Below are 18,301 nucleotides of genomic sequence, written 5' to 3'. Positions count from 1 at the left end.
AGAGCTCAGCCCTTCATCAGATTGACGTCCTCAACCGCGATCGAGCCGCGGTTGCGGAAATAGACCACCAGGATGGCGAGACCGATCGCGGCTTCAGCGGCCGCAACAGTCAGCACCAGAAGCGCGAAGACCTGGCCGACGATGTCGCCGAGGAAGGTCGAGAACGCCACGAGGTTGATGTTGACCGAGAGCAGGATCAGCTCGATCGACATCAGAATGACGATGATGTTCTTGCGGTTCAGGAAGATGCCGAGGATCCCGAGCGTGAACAGGATCGCGCCGACCGCCAGATAATGTCCGAGCCCGATCGTCATTTCACCCACTCCGCCACATCGGCATCCGAGAGCCCCTGCCCCGGCGCCACCTTGCGCATCGCCATCGCCATCTCAGGCGTGCGCGCGTTCTGAACGTTGATGTCCTGCCGTTTCACGTTCGCCTTGTGCCGCAGCGTCAGCACGATGGCGCCGATCATGGCGACCAGCAGCACCATGCCCGCGAGCTGGAAGTAGTGGATGTACTTCGTATAGAGCACGAGGCCGAGCGCCTCGGTGTTGGAAACGTTGGCCGGGATCGCCGCCGTGATCGTCTTGGCGACGCCGGGGTTGATGACCCAGAAGCCGACGGTGAGCAGCAGTTCGAACATGAAGATGCCGCCGATGACGAGGCCCACCGGCAGGTACTCGATGAAGCCCTCGCGCAGCTCGAGGAAGTCGACGTCGAGCATCATGATCACGAACAGGAACAGCACCGCGACCGCGCCGACATAGACGACGATCAGCATCATGCCGAGGAACTCGGCGCCCATCAGCACGAACAGGCCGGAGGCGTTGACGAAGGCCAGGATCAGGTACAGCACGGAGTGCACGGGATTGCGCGAGACAATCACCATCACGGCCGAGGCAACGCAGATGCCGGCGAAGAGATAGAAAAACAGCGCGGGAAGGATCATGCCCTCACCTCACCGGTACGGCGCGTCGAGCTCGATCGCTTTCGCGATCTCGCGTTCCCAGCGATCGCCGTTGGCGAGCAGCTTGGCCTTGTCATAGAACAGTTCCTCGCGGGTCTCGGTCGCGAACTCGAAGTTCGGACCTTCGACGATGGCGTCGACCGGACAGGCCTCCTGGCAGAGGCCGCAATAGATGCACTTCACCATGTCGATGTCGTAGCGCACGGTGCGCCGGGTGCCGTCGTTGCGGCGCGGGCCGGCCTCGATGGTGATGGCCTGCGCGGGGCAGACCGCTTCGCACAGCTTGCAGGCGATGCAGCGCTCTTCGCCGTTCGGATAGCGGCGCAGCGCATGCTCGCCGCGGAAGCGGGGCGAGATCGGGCCCTTCTCGAACGGATAGTTCAGCGTCGGCTTCGGCTGGAAGAAATAGCGCATGGCGAGGAAGAACGCCGAGACGAATTCCGACAGCAGAAGCGAGCGTGCAGTGGCGTTGATGTTGATACCCATGACGGCCCTCACTTCGGCGCGATGCCGGCGAAATGCAGCACGCCGGCCACCACGATCACCATCGCCAGCGACAGCGGCAGGAACACCTTCCAGCCGAGGCGCATCAGTTGATCGTAGCGGTAGCGCGGCACGATCGCCTTCGCCATCGCGAACAGGAAGAACATGAAGAACACTTTCAGCGAGAACCAGATGATCCCCGGCACCCAGTTGAAGGGCGGCAGATCCACCGGCGGCAGCCAGCCCCCGAGGAACAGGATCGTCGCCAGCGCGCACATCGTGACGATCGCGACGTACTCGCCGAGCATGAACAGCAGATACGGCGTCGAGCCGTACTCGACCATGAAGCCGGCGACGAGCTCGGATTCCGCTTCGACGAGGTCGAAGGGCGGACGGTTGGTTTCCGCCAGCGCCGAGACGTAGAACACCACGAACATCGGGAACAGCGGCCAGACATACCAGTTCAGGATGGTGAGCTGCGGCAGCCCGATCAGGCTGGCAAGGCCGCGCGCATGCTGGGCCTCGACCACCGCCGACAGGTTCAGCGTGCCGGCACACAGCAGCACCGTGATGATGACGAAGCCGATCGAGACTTCATAGGACACCATCTGCGCTGCCGAGCGCAGCGCGGCCAGGAACGGGTACTTCGAGTTGGACGACCAGCCGGCCATGATGATGCCGTAGATCGACAGCGACGAGATCGCGAAGATGAAGAGGACGCCGACATTGATGTCGGAGATCACCCAGCCGAGATTGGTCGGGATCACCGCCCAGGCCGCGAGCGCGAGCACGCAGGACACCAGTGGCGCCAGCAGGAACACGCCCTTGTTGGCGCCGGCCGGGATGATTGGCTCCTTCAGCACGAACTTCAGCAGGTCGGCGAAGGACTGCAGCAGGCCCCAGGGGCCGACCACGTTCGGGCCGCGGCGGATCTGCACCGCCGCCCAGATCTTGCGGTCGGCGAGCAGGATGTAGGCGATCGCCACGAGCAGGACGACGAGCACCAGGACGCTCTCCGCAACCATGATGATCAGCGGCCAGAGGAACCCGGTCCAGAATGCGCTTTCGAAGAATTCCATCAGATCACGCTCACTCCGCTGCGGTCAGCATCTGCCCGGAGGCAAGCCGCGAGCATTCCGCCATCACGGCGGACGCACGCGCGATTGGGTTGGTCAAATAGAAGTCCTCGACCAGCGGCTTGAACGGCGCCTTCTCGGGCGAACCGCCCTTCCCCGCCAGCTTCTTGACCTGGTCGGCGGAGCCGGCCTCGATCTGGTCGAGACGGATCAGATGCGGCACGGCCTTGAAGATCGCCTGGCGCAGCGCGGCAAGCGAGTCATAGCCGAGCTTCTTGCCGAGCGCTTCCGACAGCGCACGGATGATCGCCCAGTCCTCGCGGGCTTCGCCCGGCGGGAACGCGGCGCGGCCGGTCATCTGCACACGGCCTTCGGTGTTGACGTAGATCGCGGACTTCTCGGTGTAGGCGGCGGCCGGCAGGATGACGTCGGCGCGGTGCGCGCCGCGATCGCCATGGGTGCCGATATAGACGACGAAGGTGCCGTCCGGCGCCTTGATCTCGTCGGCGCCAAGCAGGAACAGCAGGTCCAGCGTGCCGAACGTCGTCATCTGCGCGGCATTCAGCCCACCTGCGGTTGCGGCGAAGCCGATGTCGAGCGCGCCGACGCGCGAGGCGGTCTCGTGCAGCACGCCAAACCCGTTCCAGCCGTCCTTGACCGCGCCGATATCGAGCGCGAGCTTGGCGCTAGCTGCGAGAATGGCGGCGCCGTCGTGACGGGCGGCCGCGCCCGCGCCGACCAGGATGATCGGGTGCTTGGCGTTCTTCAGCACGTCCATGAAAGAGTGCTTGCCGGCCGCGAGCTCGCCGAGCGTCTCGGTGCCCGCGCCGAGATGATCGTAGTCGTAAGTCAGATCGGCCTTGGCGCCGATCACGCCGACCTTGAAGCCGCCGGCGCGCCAGCGCTTGCGGATGCGGGCGTTGAACACGGCCGCCTCTTTCCGCGGATTCGCGCCGATGATAAGCAGCGCGTCCGCCTGCTCGACGCCGACCAGCGTCGGATTGAAGATATAGGAGCCACGGCCGAGCGCGGGGTCGAAGGCGTCGCCGCCCTGCACCGCCAGATTGTTCGAGCCGTACTTGGCCAAGAGGTCCTTCAGCGCGAACATCTCCTCGACACCGGCGAGGTCGCCGGCGATCGCGCCGATGCGCTTGCCGTCGGTGCGCGCCGCCTTCGCGGCGATCGTGGCGAAGGCCTCGGTCCAGCTTGCCGCGCGCAACTTACCGGCCTCACGGATATAGGGCCGGTCGAGGCGCTGGGTGCGCAGGCCGTCGACGATGTGTCGGGTCTTGTCGGAGATCCACTCCTCGTTCACGGCCTCGTTGATACGCGGCAGCACGCGCATCACTTCACGGCCGCGGGTGTCGACCCGGATCGCCGATCCCACGCCGTCCATGACGTCGATCGACTGGGTCTTGCCGAGCTCCCAGGGACGCGCCGCGAACGCGTAGGGTTTTGAGGTCAGCGCGCCGACCGGGCAGATGTCGACGAGATTGCCCTGCAGCTCCGATGTCAGCGCATGCTCGAGATAGGTCGTGATCTCCATGTCCTCGCCGCGGCCGGTGGCGCCCATCTCGGGCGCGCCCGCGACTTCCGCCGAGAAGCGGACGCAGCGCGTGCACTGGATGCAGCGGTTCATCGAGGTCTTGACCAGCGCACCGAGATATTTGTCCTCGACGGCGCGCTTGTTCTCGGCGAAGCGGCTGGTGTCGACACCATAGCCCATCGCCTGGTCCTGCAGATCGCACTCGCCGCCCTGGTCGCAGATCGGGCAGTCCAGCGGATGGTTGATGAGAAGGAATTCCATCACGCCTTCGCGCGCCTTCTTCACCATCGGCGAACGCGTGGAGATCTCCGGCGGCTCGCCCTTCGGACCCGGACGGCAGTCGCGCACGCCCCAGGCGCAGCTGGCGACCGGCTTCGGGCCGCCCTTCACCTCGACGAGGCACATCCGGCAATTGCCGGCGATCGACAGCCGCTCGTGATAGCAGAAGCGCGGAATCTCGGCGCCGGCCGCCTCGCACGCCTGAAGCAGCGTGTATTCGGCGGGGACATCGATCTCTTTGCCGTCGATGATGAGCTTGGTCATGTCTCTTACTCCGCCGCGACCATGTTCACGGGATCGCGGACGCCGATGTCATCGACATCGGCCTTATGCGAATACTGATCGATGCGCGCTTCGATCTCGTGACGGAAGTGCGTGATCAGGCCCTGGATCGGCCAGGCCGCCGCGTCGCCGAGCGCGCAGATGGTGTGGCCTTCGACCTGCTTTGTGACTTCGAGCAGCATGTCGATCTCGCGCTTGTGGGCGCGCCCCTCGGCCATGCGGGTGAGCACGCGCCACATCCAGCCCGTGCCTTCGCGGCACGGCGTGCACTGGCCGCAGCTCTCGTGCTTGTAGAAGTACGAAATGCGGGCGATGGCGCGGATCAGGTCGGTCGACTTGTCCATCACGATCACGGCCGCGGTGCCGAGGCCCGAGCGCAGCTTGCTCAAGCTGTCGAAATCCATCGGCGTGTCGATGATCTGCTCGGCCGGCACCATGCGCACCGACGAGCCGCCGGGGATCACGGCCTTGAGGTTGTCCCAGCCGCCGCGGATGCCGCCGCAATGCTTGTCGATCAGTTCACGGAACGGAATGCCCATGGCCTCTTCGACGTTGCAGGGCCGCTCGACATGGCCGGAGATGCAGAACAGTTTGGTGCCGACATTGTTCGGACGGCCGATGCCGGCGAACCAGGCCGCACCGCGGCGGAGAATGTCCGGCGCAACGGCGATCGACTCGACATTGTTCACCGTCGTCGGGCAGCCGAACAGGCCGACGTTCGCCGGGAATGGCGGCTTCAGGCGCGGCTGGCCCTTCTTGCCCTCGAGGCTTTCGAGCAGCGCGGTTTCCTCGCCGCAGATATAGGCGCCGGCGCCGTGGGCGACGTAGAGGTCGAACGGCCAGCCGTTGACGTTGTCCTTGCCGATCAGCTTGGCCTCGTAGGCCTGGTCGATCGCGGCCTGGAGGCGCTCGCGCTCGCGAATGAACTCGCCACGGACATAGATGTAGCAGGCATGCGCGTTCATCGCGAAGCTCGCGATCAGGCAGCCCTCGACCAGCAGATGCGGATCGTGCCGCATGATCTCGCGGTCCTTGCAGGTGCCGGGCTCGGACTCGTCGGCGTTGACGACGAGATAGCTCGGCCGGCCGTCGGTCGATTCCTTCGGCATGAAGGACCACTTCAGACCGGTCGGGAAGCCGGCGCCGCCGCGGCCGCGCAGGCCCGAGGCCTTCATCTCGTTGATGATCCAGTCGCGGCCCTTGTCGATGATGTTCTTCGTACCATCCCAGGCGCCGCGGCGCCGCGCACCCTCGAGCCCCCAGTCGTGGAGGCCGTAGAGGTTCTTGAAGATGCGGTCCTTGTCCTCGAGCATATCAGTGCTTTCCGATCAACGATTGGACTGCTTGTAGGCGAGTCCGGCGGCGCAGACGGCGAAGGTCAGCGCCCAGAGCAGACTGGATTCCAGCGACGCGTTCAGGCTGAAGCGTTGCAGGAGAAAGATGAAGGCAGCCGCGACGCCGGCATGCATCGCGATGAAGCCCCACTTCTTCATGGCACCGTTCCCCTGCACCGAAGGCGACGAGAGACCACGCATCAGGTGGTCTCCTTCAGCGTGGTCGGCCCGGTGATCGGCGCCGAGAACTGGCGGCCGTTCTGCGGGCCGGGCTTGGGCGGGTTGCCCGAAGCAAAGCCGTCGAGCACCTTGCCGAAGCTTTCCTTGGTCAGGTCCTCATAGGTGTCCTTGCCGATCAGCACCATCGGCGCGTTCACGCAGGCGCCCAGGCACTCGACCTCCTCCCAGCTGAAATTGCCGTCCTTGGAGAGATGGAAGGGCTCGTGATGGATGCGGTGCTCGCAGACGTGGATGAGATCCTCGGCGCCGCGCAGGCGGCACGGCGTGGTGCCGCAGACCTGGACATGGGCCTTCTTGCCGACCGGGGCGAGCTGGAACATGGTGTAGAAAGTCGCCACTTCCAGCACGCGGATATAGGGCATGTCGAGCATGTCGGCGATGACGCGGATCGCGGCTTCCGAGACCCAGCCGTCGTGCTGCTCCTGCGCCCGCCACAGGATGGCGATGACGGCGGAGGCCTGGCGCCCGGCCGGATATTTCGCGATCTGCTGCCTGGCGAACGCGAGGTTCTCCTCCGTGAACGCGAAGCTCGCGGGCTGGACTTCCTTCGGTGCTAATCGGCGAACGGACATCTCTTCAATCTCTCACTGCAGGCGGCGCGCGGTCTTGGCATTCAGGGCGTCGATCCTGTCCTGCCAGAATGCGCTTGCGGTGCCGAAAACGTTGTAGCCGACGTGGGTCGAGACCTTGATGCGGTCGAGGATCGACAGCTCGGTCACGGTCTCCATCCGGTTGCTGCGCGGATCGAACACGATCAGCTTCAGCGGGGTCTGCTCGAGGATGTAGCGCGACACCGCGTGACTGCGGTCGCTGCCGTGCTCCTCGCACATGACGACGCTGTCGGCCTGGAGCAGCCGGGCGCCGCCCTTGATCGCTTCGATCTCGACGCCCTCGACGTCGAGCTTGATCAGGTACTTGCCGCTGGCGGCGATCCTGCCGTCGTCGATCAGATTATCCAGCGCAATGACCGGCACCTCTTCGCCGCCTGCCGACGGGTCGCCGGCGATGCTGAAGGCCTCGTGCTTGGTGCCGGAGAGCCGCGCAGTGCCGCGGGCCGCGCCGATGGCGCATTTCATGGTCTCGAAGCGATCGCCGTTGACGCGGGCGTTGTTGGCGAGCTTCGGATAGTTCTGGCCCGACGGCTCGATCGCGATCGCCTTGTGCGAGCCGAACGGCCTGCTCGACACCAGCACCGACCAGTAGCCGTAATTGGCGCCGCAATCGAGCAGCGTGTAGTCGACGTCGACGCTATCGGCGAACAGCAGCTCGAGCTCGTCTTCGTAGTTATAGGAGCGGTTGAGCAGCTTGCTCCAGTAGCCGTCGCCGTAGGGAAATTCGAACACGGCGTCGGGGTTGAGCTTGATCGCGATGTTGCGCTTGGGCAGCGTCTTCGCCAGCAGGTTGGCGCAGGCGATGTAGCCCATGTGCGAGAAGTGCGAGGAGATCTTCGATCCCGTCACCAGCGCCAAGGCAGCCGTCCGCTCCCACAGGTTGGCCCCTTCAAGGGCCCCCGAGGCGCGGTCAAACTGGATTGGCGCCTGCGCCATCACCGATCGACCTCTCCGAACACGATGTCGAGCGAGCCCAGGATCGCCGAGACGTCGGCGAGCAGATGGCCGCGGCAGATGTGGTCCATGGCCTGCAGATGGGCAAAGCCGGGCGCGCGGATCTTGCACTTGTAGGGCTTGTTGGTGCCGTCCGAGACCAGATAGACGCCGAACTCGCCCTTGGGCGCCTCGACCGCGGCATAGACCTCGCCAGCCGGCACGTGGACGCCTTCGGTGTAGAGCTTGAAGTGATGGATCAGCGCTTCCATCGAGCGCTTCATCTCGCCGCGGCGCGGCGGGGCGACCTTGTTGTCGGCGACGACGACGGGGCCCTTCCCCTCCGGCGCGTTCAGCTTCTGGATGCACTGCTTCATGATGCGTATGGACTGACGCATCTCTTCCATGCGGATCAGGTAGCGGTCGTAGCAGTCGCCGTTCTTGCCGATCGGGATGTCGAAATCTATCTCGGCGTAGCACTCATAGGGCTGCGACTTGCGCAGGTCCCAGGCCGCGCCCGAGCCGCGCACCATCACGCCCGAGAAACCCCACTCCCAGGCTTCCTTCAGCGGCACCACGCCGATGTCGACGTTGCGCTGCTTGAAGATGCGGTTGGCGGTCAGCAGGCGGTCGAGGTCCTCGACCACTTTCAGGAACGGATCGCACCAGGCCTCGATGTCGTCGACCAGCTTCTGCGGCAGGTCCTGATGCACGCCGCCGACGCGGAAGAAGGCCGCATGCATGCGGCTGCCCGAGGCGCGCTCGTAGAACACCATCAGCTTTTCACGCTCTTCGAAGCCCCACAGCGGCGGGGTCAGCGCGCCGACGTCCATCGCCTGCGTGGTGACGTTGAGAAGGTGCGACAGGATGCGGCCGATCTCGCAATAGAGCACGCGGATGAGCTGGCCGCGGCGCGGCACCTCGATGCCGAGCAACCTTTCGGCGGCGAGGCAGAAGGCGTGCTCCTGGTTCATCGGCGCGACGTAGTCGAGGCGGTCGAAATACGGGATCGCCTGGAGATAGGTCTTCTGCTCGATCAGCTTTTCGGTGCCGCGGTGAAGCAGGCCGATATGCGGGTCGACGCGCGCGACGATCTCGCCGTCAAGCTCCAGCACGAGACGCAACACACCGTGTGCCGCCGGGTGTTGCGGACCGAAATTGATGGTGAAGTTTCTGAGGTTCTCAGGTTGTTCATTCATGATCAGACCTTCGGCCCCGCCTTTTCGTCGCCAGGCAGCGGATAGTCCGCGCCTTCCCACGGCGACAAGAAATCAAACTTGCGGAATTCCTGGTTGAGCCGGACAGGCTCGTACACCACCCGCTTCTCCTGGTCGTCGTAGCGGACCTCGACGAAGCCGGTGAGCGGAAAATCCTTGCGCAGCGGGTGCCCCTCGAAACCGTAATCGGTGAGGATGCGGCGCATGTCGGGATGGCCGACGAAGAACACGCCGTAGAGGTCGTAGGCCTCGCGCTCGAACCAGTCGGCGCCAGGGAACACGTCGATCAGCGACGGAACCTGCGTGGTCTCGTCGGCGGCGACACGCAGCCGGATCCGCGTGTTCAGGGTCGGTGACAGGAAATGATAGATCACGTCGAAGCGCTTTTCGCGCGAGGGGTAATCGACCGCGGTCACGTCGGTGATGTTGACGAAACGGCAGCTCGGATCGTCGCGGAGGTACTTGACCACCTCGACGATCTTGCCGGCCTCGACATCAACCGTGAGTTGGTTGAAGGCCACCGTGTGACCGGTGGCGGCGCCCGGAAGCGCGCTAACGATCGTTTGCCCAAGGGCCTCGAGCTTGCCGTCGTCCATGACGTAAAACCTTAGCGTTCGATGGTGCCGGTGCGCCGGATCTTCTTCTGCAGCAGCAGCACGCCGTAGAGCAGCGCTTCCGCCGTGGGCGGGCAGCCCGGCACGTAGATGTCGATCGGCACGATACGGTCGCAGCCGCGCACGACCGAGTAGGAATAGTGGTAGTAGCCGCCGCCATTGGCGCAGGAGCCCATCGAGATGACGTAGCGCGGCTCCGGCATCTGGTCGTAGACCTTGCGCAGCGCGGGCGCCATCTTGTTGGTCAGGGTTCCCGCGACGATCATCACGTCGGACTGGCGCGGCGAGGCACGCGGGGCGAAGCCGAAGCGCTCGACGTCGTAGCGCGGCATCGACACCTGCATCATCTCGACGGCGCAGCAGGCGAGACCGAAGGTCATCCACATCAACGAGCCGGTGCGCGCCCAGGTGATGAGGTCGTCGGTCGCGGCCACGAAGAAGCCCTTGTCGGACAGCTCGGAATTGACCTCGAGGAAGAACGGATCATTGGCCCCGACCGGCTTGCCGGTCGACGGATCCAGGATGCCCTTGGGGGCCGGTGCAACGACCGAACCGGCGGGCGGTGCAGTGTTCAATCCCATTCCAGTGCCCCTTTCTTCCATTCATAGGCGAACCCGACCGTCAGCACGGCGAGGAACACCACCATCGACCAGAAGCCGGTCGCGCCGAGCTTGCCGAACGCCACCGCCCAGGGAAACAGGAACGCCACCTCGAGGTCGAAGATGATGAAGAGGATGGCGACCAGATAGAAGCGGACGTCGAACTTCATTCGCGCGTCGTCGAAGGCGTTGAAACCGCACTCATACGCCGACAGCTTTTCCGGGTCCGGCTGCTGGAACGCCACGATGAACGGCGCGATCAGCAGCACGAGGCCGATGAGGCCCGCTACCCCTATAAAGACGACGAGTGGAAGATAGTTCTGTAGAATGCCGCTCATTGACGAGCCCTTTTTCCCGCGACGTCGGGGGAGCCGCGGATTCGTCCCGATTTGGAATTATTCTGAGCCTTAGCGCAGTGCACCAATGGGCGCAAGACACGCTCTTTTTAGGCCCTTTGCCGCCCCCAGAACGGTGAAAATCCCGGAATCACCCCGCGGCTGGTATGGAGCAGATCGCCATGTCCAGCAAGGGCGACCACAGTTTTGCACGGCGGCTGTTCTGAGATTGCGGTGCGCGGACTAAGACCGCGATTTGCCGCACGGCATCCGGTCAAAATGCTCGGGTTTTTCCTGCGGCAGCGCACCCAAGACCCGGGCAATGGTCCGTCGTGGCCCTTTCCGTCACCCAGGCGACATATTGCTCGGCAAGCGGGGCAAGGGAAGATGCGTATCCACAGGCGCGGCGGGTCGGACGAGCCATGCGTCACGACGGGACCGGGCCTCGTCCGGCGAATGTGTCGGCGCGGCATCCACCCCGGGGGCGATCGCGAGCGCGGCGTCGGCGACTTGCCAGGGCGTCGCGCGCGCCGCGCTCGCATGAGCTTCGGGCCGGGGGGCATGGCCCGAGAGCTCATCGATCTCCCGATGGAAGATCAGCGGTCGTCAGGTCGGTAGAGCCTCGGGATGGTCGAGATCAGGGGCGCCCGGAGCTACCCTCGCCTCTCCTCATCCTCTGCCTCACCATTTGTACGAAACGCTGGCGGTGACGCGCCGCCGGTCGCCGTAGAAGCAGGACGTGGCCGACGCGCAGCTCGCGACATAGATCTTGTCGGTCAGGTTGATCACGTTCAGCGCCGTGCGCCAGTTCTGCCATTCGTAGTGGAGCGCGAGGTCGCCAAGCACCACTGCGGGAACCTCGAGGGTGTTGGCGGTATCGGCCCAGGACGAGCCGATGTAGCGGACGCCGCCGCCGAAGCCGAAGCCCTCAAGTGGTCCGTCCTTGAAGGTGTAGTCGGCCCAGCCCGACACCAGCATCTCAGGCGTGTTGGTCGGCGTCTTGCCAACCAGCGACGGGTCGAGATCCCGGCTGTTGAACAAATGATAGGCCGTGAAGGCGCCGATCAGCTTCAGCTCCTTCGTGGCATTGGCCACCGCCTCGAGTTCGATGCCGCGCGAGGTCACCTCGCCGGTCTGGGTCTGCAAGACCGGCGTGGTCACGGTGGTCGTCGCGACGTTCTGGCGCTTCAGGTCGAAGAGCGAGGCGGTGAAATAGCCGTCGAATCCCTTCGGCGCGACCTTCACGCCGATTTCGGCCTGCTTGCCGGTTTCCGGCACGAACAACTGGTTCTGCGCGTTCAGGCCGATGATCGGATTGTAGCTCGTCGAATAGGAGACGTAGGGCGCAATGCCGTTGTCGAAATTGTAGATCAGGCCGGCGCGCCCGCTGAACCTGCTGTCATTGCGGCTGGCAACATTTGCGCCGGTGTCGCGGGCGTCTTGCGTGGTCTCGACCCAGTCGTTGCGGCCGCTCAGCACCAGTGTGAAATTGCCGAGCTTCATCTGGTCCTGAAGATAGGTGCCGGCCTGCTTCTGCGTGATGAGGAAGTTGCGGAACGGCGCGCTCGGGAGCGGAGTTTCGGCTGCCCCATAGACGGGATTGAAGATGCTAATCGAGGGCACGCCAAACCCGAAGGCCTGATAGTCGTCGATCTGATACCCCTTGAGATCGAGGCCGAACAGCATCGTGTGTCTCACCGGGCCGGTGTTGAACCGATATTCCAGCTGGTTGTCGAGATCGGCCTGATTGGCCGTGTTCTTCGCATACCAATTGTAGCGGTTGAGCGTGGCCGTCGCCTGGTTGCCGTAGTCATTGCCGACGTAACCGCGATAGGTGATGTCGACATGGGCAAAGCGCGCGTTCTGCCGGAACGTCAGATCGTCGGTGAGGTGGCGCTCGAACTGATAGCCGAGCATCTCCTGCTCGCGCGTGAATTTGTCGACGCTGGGATCCCCGGCGAAGAAGCTGGTCGGGATCTTGCCGAACGAAGCATTGGTGACTGTGCCGACATAGGGCAGAAAGTTGATGCCGCGGGTGTCCTGCCTGGAGGCCGACGCCAGCACCGTCAACGTGGTGTCGGCATCGGGCTTCCAGGTCACCGACGGCGCGATGAAGTAGTTGTTGTCGGGCGTGAAGTTGACCTGCGTCGGGCCGTTCTGGACCTGACCGACGACGCGGTAGAACAGCTTGCCATCCTGGGGCTGCGTCGCGATCGGCCCGCCGAAATCGAAACCGACATAGGCGTTGCCGAAATTGTTGACGCCGGTCTCGACGTAACGGATCGGCTCGGCCGGCGGCATCTTGCTGATGACGTTGACGATGCCGCTCGGGCTCGATCCGCCGTAAAGCACCGCTGACGGTCCGCGCAGCACCTCGACGCGCTCCATGTTGGGCGTCTGGAGCTTCCAGCTCGCATAGGAGGTGTAGAACAGCTGCATGCCATCGAGGAACAGCCCGACGTCGTCGGACTTGAAGCCGCGGATCAGCCACCAGTCGTTGCGCGTATCCGCGCCAAAGGTCCCTGCCCGCACGCCGGCGGTGTAGCGCAGGACCTCGTCGAGCTTGTTCGGCTTCTGGTCGCGGATCTGCTCTGCACCGATGACGGACACCGATTGCGGTGTCTCCATGATCGGCGTGTCGGTCTTGGTGCCGGACGAGCTGCGGCCGGCGACGTAGCCTCGCACCGGGCCGCGCGGCGTCTCGACGAAGCCGACGTTGCGCTGCGGCTGCGGCTTGCTTCTGTTGATGGCCTGCACCGATCGCCGCGGCGCACTGCGCGCGGCGGACGGGGGTGCGCGGCGGCGCGCTTCCGGTGCGGTGACGGTCACGGACGGCAGGTTCTGCGCGCCGCTCTGCGTGGATGATTGTGCAAACGATGCCTGCGGCACCAAAACCCAAGCGGATGCGGTCGCCAACACGGCCGACCGCAGCATTCCAAGACTGTTCAACGCGCCACCCCAAAGCTGCATGTTTGATGCGTCATGCCGCCGTGTCCCCGGGACGGCATACGCTTGCGGTGACGCTTATGTGAGGGCGCGCGATTTCCCTAATTGAAAGCCTCTTAGAGAGACTCTTAGAAGAGATCCATTGTTCCCGGGGACTATCGGAACGTCAGCGCGCATTCTTCTCGCTCTCGAGCATCTCGGCAGCGATCGCCGTGAGCTGATCGACCTGCTGCAACAGCATGTCGAACTCGGCTGGGCTCAGATGTTCCAGCAGGCGGCGGTTGCGCTCCTGCGCGCCTTCGACGATCGCATCATGCGCGGCGAGGCCCGCCGCGGTGAGCGAGATCAGCACCTCGCGACTATCCTTCGGATTTGCCGACTTCGCGATCAGCTTGCGCGACACCAGATTGGCCAGCGCACGGCTGATCTGGCCCTTGTCCTGGCCGACGGCCTCGGCGAGCCGCGCCACGCTCATCGGCGGGCGCCGGCCGAGCGAGGCGACGAGCCCGAACTCGACGGAGGACAATCCGGTGAGGCGCTTGTAGCGCAGGATGGCGCCGCGCTTGAGCAAATTGGCGAGCACCATCAGCCGCGAGGACAGCATCGCGGTGACCGGCGCAGGCTCGCTCTCGCCAGGCTCGGGGGCAGTCCACCCGTCCCTGCTCGGTGTCTGGTTCATCGTCCACCTCTGCCAAGAAAGCTGGGGCGTGCCAAGCCTGAGCCGCCGCGGCCGGCCGATCTCCTCAAATGCGATTAGGAGGCGAAACCAGCCGGGCGGCCAGATGAAACCATTTTGCGGAACCCGCGAAACCATCCGGAAACAGATGATCCTTACAAGAAGAGCCCATAGACGGCGGCAAAGCCCGTCGGGAGGCTGATATGAACCACTCGATTCACTCTGCTGATCGTGCGACCCACCTGAAGATCGTGGTGGTGGCGCTGGTGGCCGGCATTGCAGTGGCCGGTTTCGGGATTGCTGCCCGTACCAACGCCGATTACGGCCAGACCGCCCAGTCGACCCAGGTGATCAAGGCCGGCAAGCCTGTCGCGATCACCAACGCGGGTACGTCGGAGATTCGCTGATAAGCCCTGCTTCGGACCTGACCCGAGGCCGCCTCCGGGCGGCCTTTTTCGTTTTCCAGAGCAATGCTTAGCCGAGATGTGCCGGCGAAGCGCAACGTCCTTGACTTCACCAAGCCCCGCCTTTAAGTCCCCCCTCGTTCCGCGCGCGTTCAGCGAGCCACGCGGGAGTAGCTCAGTTGGTTAGAGCGCCGGCCTGTCACGCCGGAGGTCGCGGGTTCGAGCCCCGTCTCTCGCGCCATTTTGGCAATCCCTTCATAGCCTTAGCCCGAACTTCTCGACGCCTTTCGCGGCTGTGGGCCATCGTCGGCGGCTGTCGGGAACCCGTGGCATAGTCAGCCCGCGCCCGAATCGTCTACGCCTTCCACGATTTAAGAGGGGATCCCCACGCTTTCCCGGCCTTTCCGGGGCTTCCCCTGCAATTGAGGAGGCCAGACATGGCTAAGAAGGATTTGGCTAAGAAGGCAGCCGCTCCCGCCACCATCACGCTCAAGCACCTCGCCGCCGATATCGCGGAGAGCCAGGACCTGTCCAAGAAGCACGCCGAGGCCGTCCTCACCGACATGGTCGATCTGATCACCAAGCACCTGAAGAAAGGCGACCGGGTCCGCATCGTCGGCCTCGGCATCCTCCAGGTCCGCAAGCGCGCCGCCCGCACCGGCCGCAATCCCGGTACCGGCGAAGCCATCCACATCAAGGCCAGCAAGAAGGTCGCATTCCGCCCGGTCAAGGAACTCAAAGAGGCGATCTGAGGTGACCTTTCGTTAAGCCTGATCCCGATTCCGTTCCGCCGCATCGCGGCCCGCTTTCTGGTATACCGCCTGCTTCCCTAAGACCTGCTCCCAAAAGCCCCGGCGGTTTGACCAGAAATGTCCTCCCTCACCTTTTCGCACACCGTGACCGAGCGCTTCCTGCGCTACGTCACCATCGACACCCAGTCCGATCCGGAATCCCCCAGTTCGCCCTCGACCGAGAAGCAGAAGGATCTCGGCCGCGTGCTCGCCGCCGAGCTGAGGGCCATGGGCGTCGCTGACGCCCATCTCGACGATTACGGCTATGTCTACGGCACCATCCCGGCCAACACCGACAAGAAGGTACCGGTGATCTGCTTCTGCTCGCACATGGACACCTCGCCCGACGTCACCGGCAAGGACGTCAAGCCGCAGATGGTGAAGAACTATCGCGGCGGCGATATCGTGCTGCCGGGCGACACCAGCCAGGTGATCCGCTTCACTGAACATCCGGCACTGAAGAACCAGATCGGCAACGACATCATCACCACCGACGGCACCACGCTGCTGGGCGCCGACAACAAGGCCGGCGTCGCCGAGATCATGGATGCCGCGCATTTCTTCATCAACAATCCGCAACTGAAGCACGGCACCATCAAGATCCTGTTCACGCCCGACGAGGAGGTCGGCCGCGGCGTCGACAATGTCGACCTGAAGAAGCTGGGGGCCGATTTCGGCTACACCATGGACGGCGAGAGCGCCGGCTGCGTCGAGGACGAGACCTTCTCGGCCGACGGCGCCACCATCACCATCAACGGCGTCAGCGCCCATCCCGGCTACGCCAAGGGCAAGATGGAGCACGCGATCAAGATCGCGGCCGCCATCGTCGAGCGGCTGCCGAAGGAAGGCTGCTCGCCCGAGACCACCTCGGGCAAGCAGGGCTTTCTGCATCCGATCGGCATCGACGGCGCGCTGGAGCAGGCAACGCTTTCCTTCATCGTCCGCGACTTCACCGAGGAAGGGCTGAAGGAGAAGGAGGCGCTGCTCGAGGATATCGTCAAGGACGTGATGAAGGACTATCCGCGCTCGACCTACACGTTCGAGGTCAGGGAGCAGTACCGCAACATGAAGCAGGTGATCGACCGTCACCCGCATGTGCTCGAATACGCGATCGAGGCGATCCGCCGGGCCGGCCTGCGCCCGATGCGCACCGCCATCCGCGGCGGCACCGACGGCTCGCGCCTGTCCTTCATGGGCCTGCCCTGCCCCAACATCTTCGCCGGCGAGCACGCCTTCCACTCGCGCCTCGAATGGGTCAGCCGGCAGGACATGGAGAAGGCGGTGCAGACCATCGTCCATCTCGCCATGATCTGGGAGGAGAAGGCATAGGGGCGCCCTCATCCCGGCAATGGGCGCGAAATAACTCCAGGCCCACGGAACGATCCGGCGCGGGGCAAGTTGCTGATCCAAGTCCCAAGGACGAAGATTGTGATCACATTCACATAAGGCCTCAGCCGGTCAGCCCCGGGCTGGGGCCTTTCCGCGTCTGGTCCAGATGCAAATCCGCCCCTCGCGCGTTTCCCGTCCAAAAGAAAAATGAGAATCTTTCAAACCGGGTGTAACCGGCGCGGCGGAACGGCCGAACTAAAGCCAAGTGGGTATGAGATCACCGGAAACCGAGCTCAGGGCATTGATGCTCGCCAGCCAGGACGGCGACGCCGCGGCACATCGCGTGCTGCTTGAGCGGCTGAGCCGCCATTTGCGCGCCTATTACAAGGGCAAGCTTGCCAGGATAGGCCGGGGTGCCACGGAAGCCGAGGATCTGGTTCAGGAGGCGGTGCTGGCGATCCACATCCAGCGTCACACCTACGATCCTGCAGAGCCGTTGACGCCCTGGGTGCACGCGATCGCGCGCTACAAGCTGATCGATTTTCTCCGCCGAAACCGGGCCTCGGTGACCGACGTGCCGATCGACGAGGCGGGCGACGTCATTGCCAATGACGATCACCTCAGCGCCGAGAGCAGCTTCGATCTCAGGCGGTTGCTCAAACACCTGCCGGAAAAGATGCAATGCGCGATCGAGGCCGTGAAACTCGACGGGCTGAGCGTCGCTGAAGCGGCACAGCGCTGCCGCATCTCGGAATCGGGCGTGAAGGTCAATATTCATCGCGGGCTGAAGGCCCTGGCGGCGTTGATCGCACAGAGGACGCAAACATGAAGACGGACGAGCTGATCAGCGCGCTCAGCGCGGGTGTCGAACCGGTCAACCGGCGGCAGGTCAACCGCAGCGTCGGCATTGCGCTCGTGGTTGGAATGGCCATTGCGATCGGCGTCGCGTTTTTGGCACTTGGTGTCCGCACCGACCTGACCACGCCACGCACCCTGATTTTTCTGCTCCTGAAGATCGTATTCGCGTTCGGCACCACAGGCGCGGCGGCGGTCTATCTGGCACGGCTGGCGCGGCCTGGCGGGGAACGAAGAGTATCCCCGGGCCTCGCGGCACTGCCTTTTGTGGCAATCCTCCTGCTTGCCGGCGTCAGCCTTGGGCAGGCGCCGAGTTCACACTGGGACGGGATGGTGATGGGCGATCAATGGCTCGAATGCCTCATCTCGATTCCGATCATCGCGGTCGTCCCGTTTGCCGTCGTCATCTGGGCCGTGCGACAGGCGGCTCCGACCAATCTGGTCCGCACAGGTGCCTTCAGCGGGCTCGTCGCAGGTGGCATGAGCGCGACGGCCTATGCGCTTCACTGCACCGACGACTCACTGCCCTTCGTCGCGCTCTGGTATGGCGGTACGATCGTGCTGTGCACCCTCGCAGGCGCATTGTTGGGACCCCGGCTGTTGCGCTGGTAAGAGGCCGCACTCACGTCGGCGTGAGCCTGTAACCATCTCGCGAATGGCTCCGAACTCCTCAAGAGAAGCGCAACGGAGGCGCTTCCGCACAAATGATGGAGCCGGAACTATGTTGACGAAAAGCCTTCTCGCACTCTCGCTTCTCGTGGCCGTACCGGCCAGCGCCAATGCG

Annotated in this window: 20 protein-coding genes and 1 tRNA gene; 6 read left to right on the top strand and 15 right to left on the bottom strand. The window is 64.2% G+C overall.

Annotation, left to right across the window (positions count from 1 at the left end):
* Positions 1-5: 5 nt before the first annotated feature.
* The 15 genes from nuoK to GGD63_RS00100 form a co-directional block, all read right to left on the bottom strand.
* Complete coding sequence (gene nuoK / locus GGD63_RS00170) at positions 6-314, bottom strand: NADH-quinone oxidoreductase subunit NuoK (protein ID WP_008547737.1); 309 nt, start codon at positions 312-314, stop codon at positions 6-8.
* Positions 311-949: an NADH-quinone oxidoreductase subunit J gene (locus GGD63_RS00165; protein WP_183238904.1), complete on the bottom strand. Its 639-nt coding sequence runs from the start codon at positions 947-949 to the stop codon at positions 311-313. Before GGD63_RS00165 ends, nuoK begins: the two co-directional genes overlap by 4 nt.
* A 9-nt stretch (positions 950-958) precedes the next feature.
* Positions 959-1,447, bottom strand: a complete 489-nt coding sequence (gene nuoI / locus GGD63_RS00160) for an NADH-quinone oxidoreductase subunit NuoI (protein ID WP_026232873.1) — start codon at positions 1,445-1,447, stop codon at positions 959-961.
* Between the two features lie 14 nt (positions 1,448-1,461).
* Entirely contained in the window at positions 1,462-2,529 is a 1,068-nt protein-coding gene (nuoH, locus tag GGD63_RS00155; protein ID WP_084302793.1) for an NADH-quinone oxidoreductase subunit NuoH, read from the bottom strand.
* Between the two features lie 10 nt (positions 2,530-2,539).
* A complete protein-coding gene (gene nuoG, locus GGD63_RS00150; RefSeq protein ID WP_183238903.1) occupies positions 2,540-4,615 on the bottom strand; it encodes an NADH-quinone oxidoreductase subunit NuoG in 2,076 nt (691 codons plus the stop codon).
* A 5-nt stretch (positions 4,616-4,620) separates the two neighbouring features.
* A complete protein-coding gene (nuoF, locus tag GGD63_RS00145; protein WP_183238902.1) occupies positions 4,621-5,946 on the bottom strand; it encodes an NADH-quinone oxidoreductase subunit NuoF in 1,326 nt (441 codons plus the stop codon).
* A 15-nt stretch (positions 5,947-5,961) separates the two neighbouring features.
* Positions 5,962-6,168 carry a hypothetical protein gene (locus tag GGD63_RS00140; protein ID WP_183238901.1) on the bottom strand — a complete coding sequence of 69 codons (207 nt, stop codon included), beginning with the start codon at positions 6,166-6,168 and terminating at the stop codon, positions 5,962-5,964.
* Complete coding sequence (gene nuoE, locus GGD63_RS00135; RefSeq protein WP_183238900.1) at positions 6,168-6,779, bottom strand: NADH-quinone oxidoreductase subunit NuoE; 612 nt, start codon at positions 6,777-6,779, stop codon at positions 6,168-6,170. The genes GGD63_RS00140 and nuoE overlap by 1 nt, the downstream gene beginning before the upstream one ends.
* A 12-nt stretch (positions 6,780-6,791) precedes the next feature.
* The gene (locus GGD63_RS00130; protein ID WP_183238899.1) at positions 6,792-7,754 is read right to left on the bottom strand and encodes an FkbM family methyltransferase; all 963 of its coding nucleotides are present in this window, start codon (positions 7,752-7,754) and stop codon (positions 6,792-6,794) included.
* Positions 7,754-8,950: an NADH-quinone oxidoreductase subunit D gene (locus GGD63_RS00125; RefSeq protein ID WP_183238898.1), complete on the bottom strand. Its 1,197-nt coding sequence runs from the start codon at positions 8,948-8,950 to the stop codon at positions 7,754-7,756. The genes GGD63_RS00130 and GGD63_RS00125 overlap by 1 nt, the downstream gene beginning before the upstream one ends.
* Positions 8,951-8,952: 2 nt before the next feature.
* Positions 8,953-9,564, bottom strand: a complete 612-nt coding sequence (locus GGD63_RS00120) for an NADH-quinone oxidoreductase subunit C (protein ID WP_183238897.1) — start codon at positions 9,562-9,564, stop codon at positions 8,953-8,955.
* An 11-nt stretch (positions 9,565-9,575) separates the two neighbouring features.
* Entirely contained in the window at positions 9,576-10,163 is a 588-nt protein-coding gene (locus tag GGD63_RS00115) for a NuoB/complex I 20 kDa subunit family protein (protein WP_409334037.1), read from the bottom strand.
* A complete protein-coding gene (locus GGD63_RS00110) occupies positions 10,154-10,519 on the bottom strand; it encodes an NADH-quinone oxidoreductase subunit A (RefSeq protein WP_008136158.1) in 366 nt (121 codons plus the stop codon). Before GGD63_RS00110 ends, GGD63_RS00115 begins: the two co-directional genes overlap by 10 nt.
* A 678-nt stretch (positions 10,520-11,197) precedes the next feature.
* Complete coding sequence (locus tag GGD63_RS00105) at positions 11,198-13,450, bottom strand: TonB-dependent siderophore receptor (RefSeq protein WP_183238895.1); 2,253 nt, start codon at positions 13,448-13,450, stop codon at positions 11,198-11,200.
* A gap of 178 nt (positions 13,451-13,628) precedes the next feature.
* Complete coding sequence (locus tag GGD63_RS00100; protein WP_183238894.1) at positions 13,629-14,141, bottom strand: MarR family winged helix-turn-helix transcriptional regulator; 513 nt, start codon at positions 14,139-14,141, stop codon at positions 13,629-13,631.
* A gap of 200 nt (positions 14,142-14,341) precedes the next feature.
* Here GGD63_RS00100 and GGD63_RS00095 point away from each other — a divergent pair, with 200 nt between their 5' ends.
* From GGD63_RS00095 to GGD63_RS00070, 6 genes are all read left to right on the top strand, one after another.
* Positions 14,342-14,545, top strand: coding sequence for a hypothetical protein (locus GGD63_RS00095; protein ID WP_183238893.1), 204 nt, complete (start codon positions 14,342-14,344; stop codon positions 14,543-14,545).
* Positions 14,546-14,706: 161 nt separating this feature from the next.
* Positions 14,707-14,783 (top strand) — tRNA-Asp (locus GGD63_RS00090).
* A 196-nt stretch (positions 14,784-14,979) separates the two neighbouring features.
* Positions 14,980-15,294: an HU family DNA-binding protein gene (locus tag GGD63_RS00085; protein ID WP_183238892.1), complete on the top strand. Its 315-nt coding sequence runs from the start codon at positions 14,980-14,982 to the stop codon at positions 15,292-15,294.
* A 117-nt stretch (positions 15,295-15,411) separates the two neighbouring features.
* On the top strand, positions 15,412-16,662 hold the full coding sequence (pepT, locus tag GGD63_RS00080) for a peptidase T (protein ID WP_183238891.1): 1,251 nt from the start codon (positions 15,412-15,414) through the stop codon (positions 16,660-16,662).
* A gap of 271 nt (positions 16,663-16,933) precedes the next feature.
* Positions 16,934-17,491 carry a sigma-70 family RNA polymerase sigma factor gene (locus tag GGD63_RS00075; RefSeq protein WP_183238890.1) on the top strand — a complete coding sequence of 186 codons (558 nt, stop codon included), beginning with the start codon at positions 16,934-16,936 and terminating at the stop codon, positions 17,489-17,491.
* Positions 17,488-18,129: an NrsF family protein gene (locus GGD63_RS00070; RefSeq protein WP_183238889.1), complete on the top strand. Its 642-nt coding sequence runs from the start codon at positions 17,488-17,490 to the stop codon at positions 18,127-18,129. Before GGD63_RS00075 ends, GGD63_RS00070 begins: the two co-directional genes overlap by 4 nt.
* The last annotated feature ends 172 nt before the right edge of the window (positions 18,130-18,301 follow it).

This window comes from Bradyrhizobium sp. cir1 (assembly GCF_014198245.1).
In the GTDB taxonomy this organism is placed as follows: domain Bacteria; phylum Pseudomonadota; class Alphaproteobacteria; order Rhizobiales; family Xanthobacteraceae; genus Bradyrhizobium.
The sequence above is the reverse complement of the archived record's forward strand: the minus strand, read 5'-3'. Positions and strand labels throughout refer to the sequence as shown.

Excerpts from the sequence above, each read along its gene's own strand:
- nuoK (WP_008547737.1), bottom strand. The coding sequence starts at position 314 with ATGACGATCGGGCTCGGACATTATCTGGCGGTCGGCGCGATCCTGTTC.
- GGD63_RS00165 (WP_183238904.1), bottom strand. The coding sequence starts at position 949 with ATGATCCTTCCCGCGCTGTTTTTCTATCTCTTCGCCGGCATCTGCGTT.
- nuoH (WP_084302793.1), bottom strand. The coding sequence starts at position 2,529 with ATGGAATTCTTCGAAAGCGCATTCTGGACCGGGTTCCTCTGGCCGCTG.
- nuoG (WP_183238903.1), bottom strand. The coding sequence starts at position 4,615 with ATGACCAAGCTCATCATCGACGGCAAAGAGATCGATGTCCCCGCCGAA.
- nuoF (WP_183238902.1), bottom strand. The coding sequence starts at position 5,946 with ATGCTCGAGGACAAGGACCGCATCTTCAAGAACCTCTACGGCCTCCAC.
- GGD63_RS00140 (WP_183238901.1), bottom strand. The coding sequence starts at position 6,168 with ATGCGTGGTCTCTCGTCGCCTTCGGTGCAGGGGAACGGTGCCATGAAG.
- nuoE (WP_183238900.1), bottom strand. The coding sequence starts at position 6,779 with ATGTCCGTTCGCCGATTAGCACCGAAGGAAGTCCAGCCCGCGAGCTTC.
- GGD63_RS00130 (WP_183238899.1), bottom strand. The coding sequence starts at position 7,754 with ATGGCGCAGGCGCCAATCCAGTTTGACCGCGCCTCGGGGGCCCTTGAA.
- GGD63_RS00125 (WP_183238898.1), bottom strand. The coding sequence starts at position 8,950 with ATGAATGAACAACCTGAGAACCTCAGAAACTTCACCATCAATTTCGGT.
- GGD63_RS00120 (WP_183238897.1), bottom strand. The coding sequence starts at position 9,564 with ATGGACGACGGCAAGCTCGAGGCCCTTGGGCAAACGATCGTTAGCGCG.
- GGD63_RS00115 (WP_409334037.1), bottom strand. The coding sequence starts at position 10,163 with ATGGGATTGAACACTGCACCGCCCGCCGGTTCGGTCGTTGCACCGGCC.
- GGD63_RS00110 (WP_008136158.1), bottom strand. The coding sequence starts at position 10,519 with ATGAGCGGCATTCTACAGAACTATCTTCCACTCGTCGTCTTTATAGGG.
- GGD63_RS00105 (WP_183238895.1), bottom strand. The coding sequence starts at position 13,450 with ATGCTGCGGTCGGCCGTGTTGGCGACCGCATCCGCTTGGGTTTTGGTG.
- GGD63_RS00100 (WP_183238894.1), bottom strand. The coding sequence starts at position 14,141 with ATGAACCAGACACCGAGCAGGGACGGGTGGACTGCCCCCGAGCCTGGC.
- GGD63_RS00095 (WP_183238893.1), top strand. The coding sequence starts at position 14,342 with ATGAACCACTCGATTCACTCTGCTGATCGTGCGACCCACCTGAAGATC.
- GGD63_RS00085 (WP_183238892.1), top strand. The coding sequence starts at position 14,980 with ATGGCTAAGAAGGATTTGGCTAAGAAGGCAGCCGCTCCCGCCACCATC.
- pepT (WP_183238891.1), top strand. The coding sequence starts at position 15,412 with ATGTCCTCCCTCACCTTTTCGCACACCGTGACCGAGCGCTTCCTGCGC.
- GGD63_RS00075 (WP_183238890.1), top strand. The coding sequence starts at position 16,934 with ATGAGATCACCGGAAACCGAGCTCAGGGCATTGATGCTCGCCAGCCAG.
- GGD63_RS00070 (WP_183238889.1), top strand. The coding sequence starts at position 17,488 with ATGAAGACGGACGAGCTGATCAGCGCGCTCAGCGCGGGTGTCGAACCG.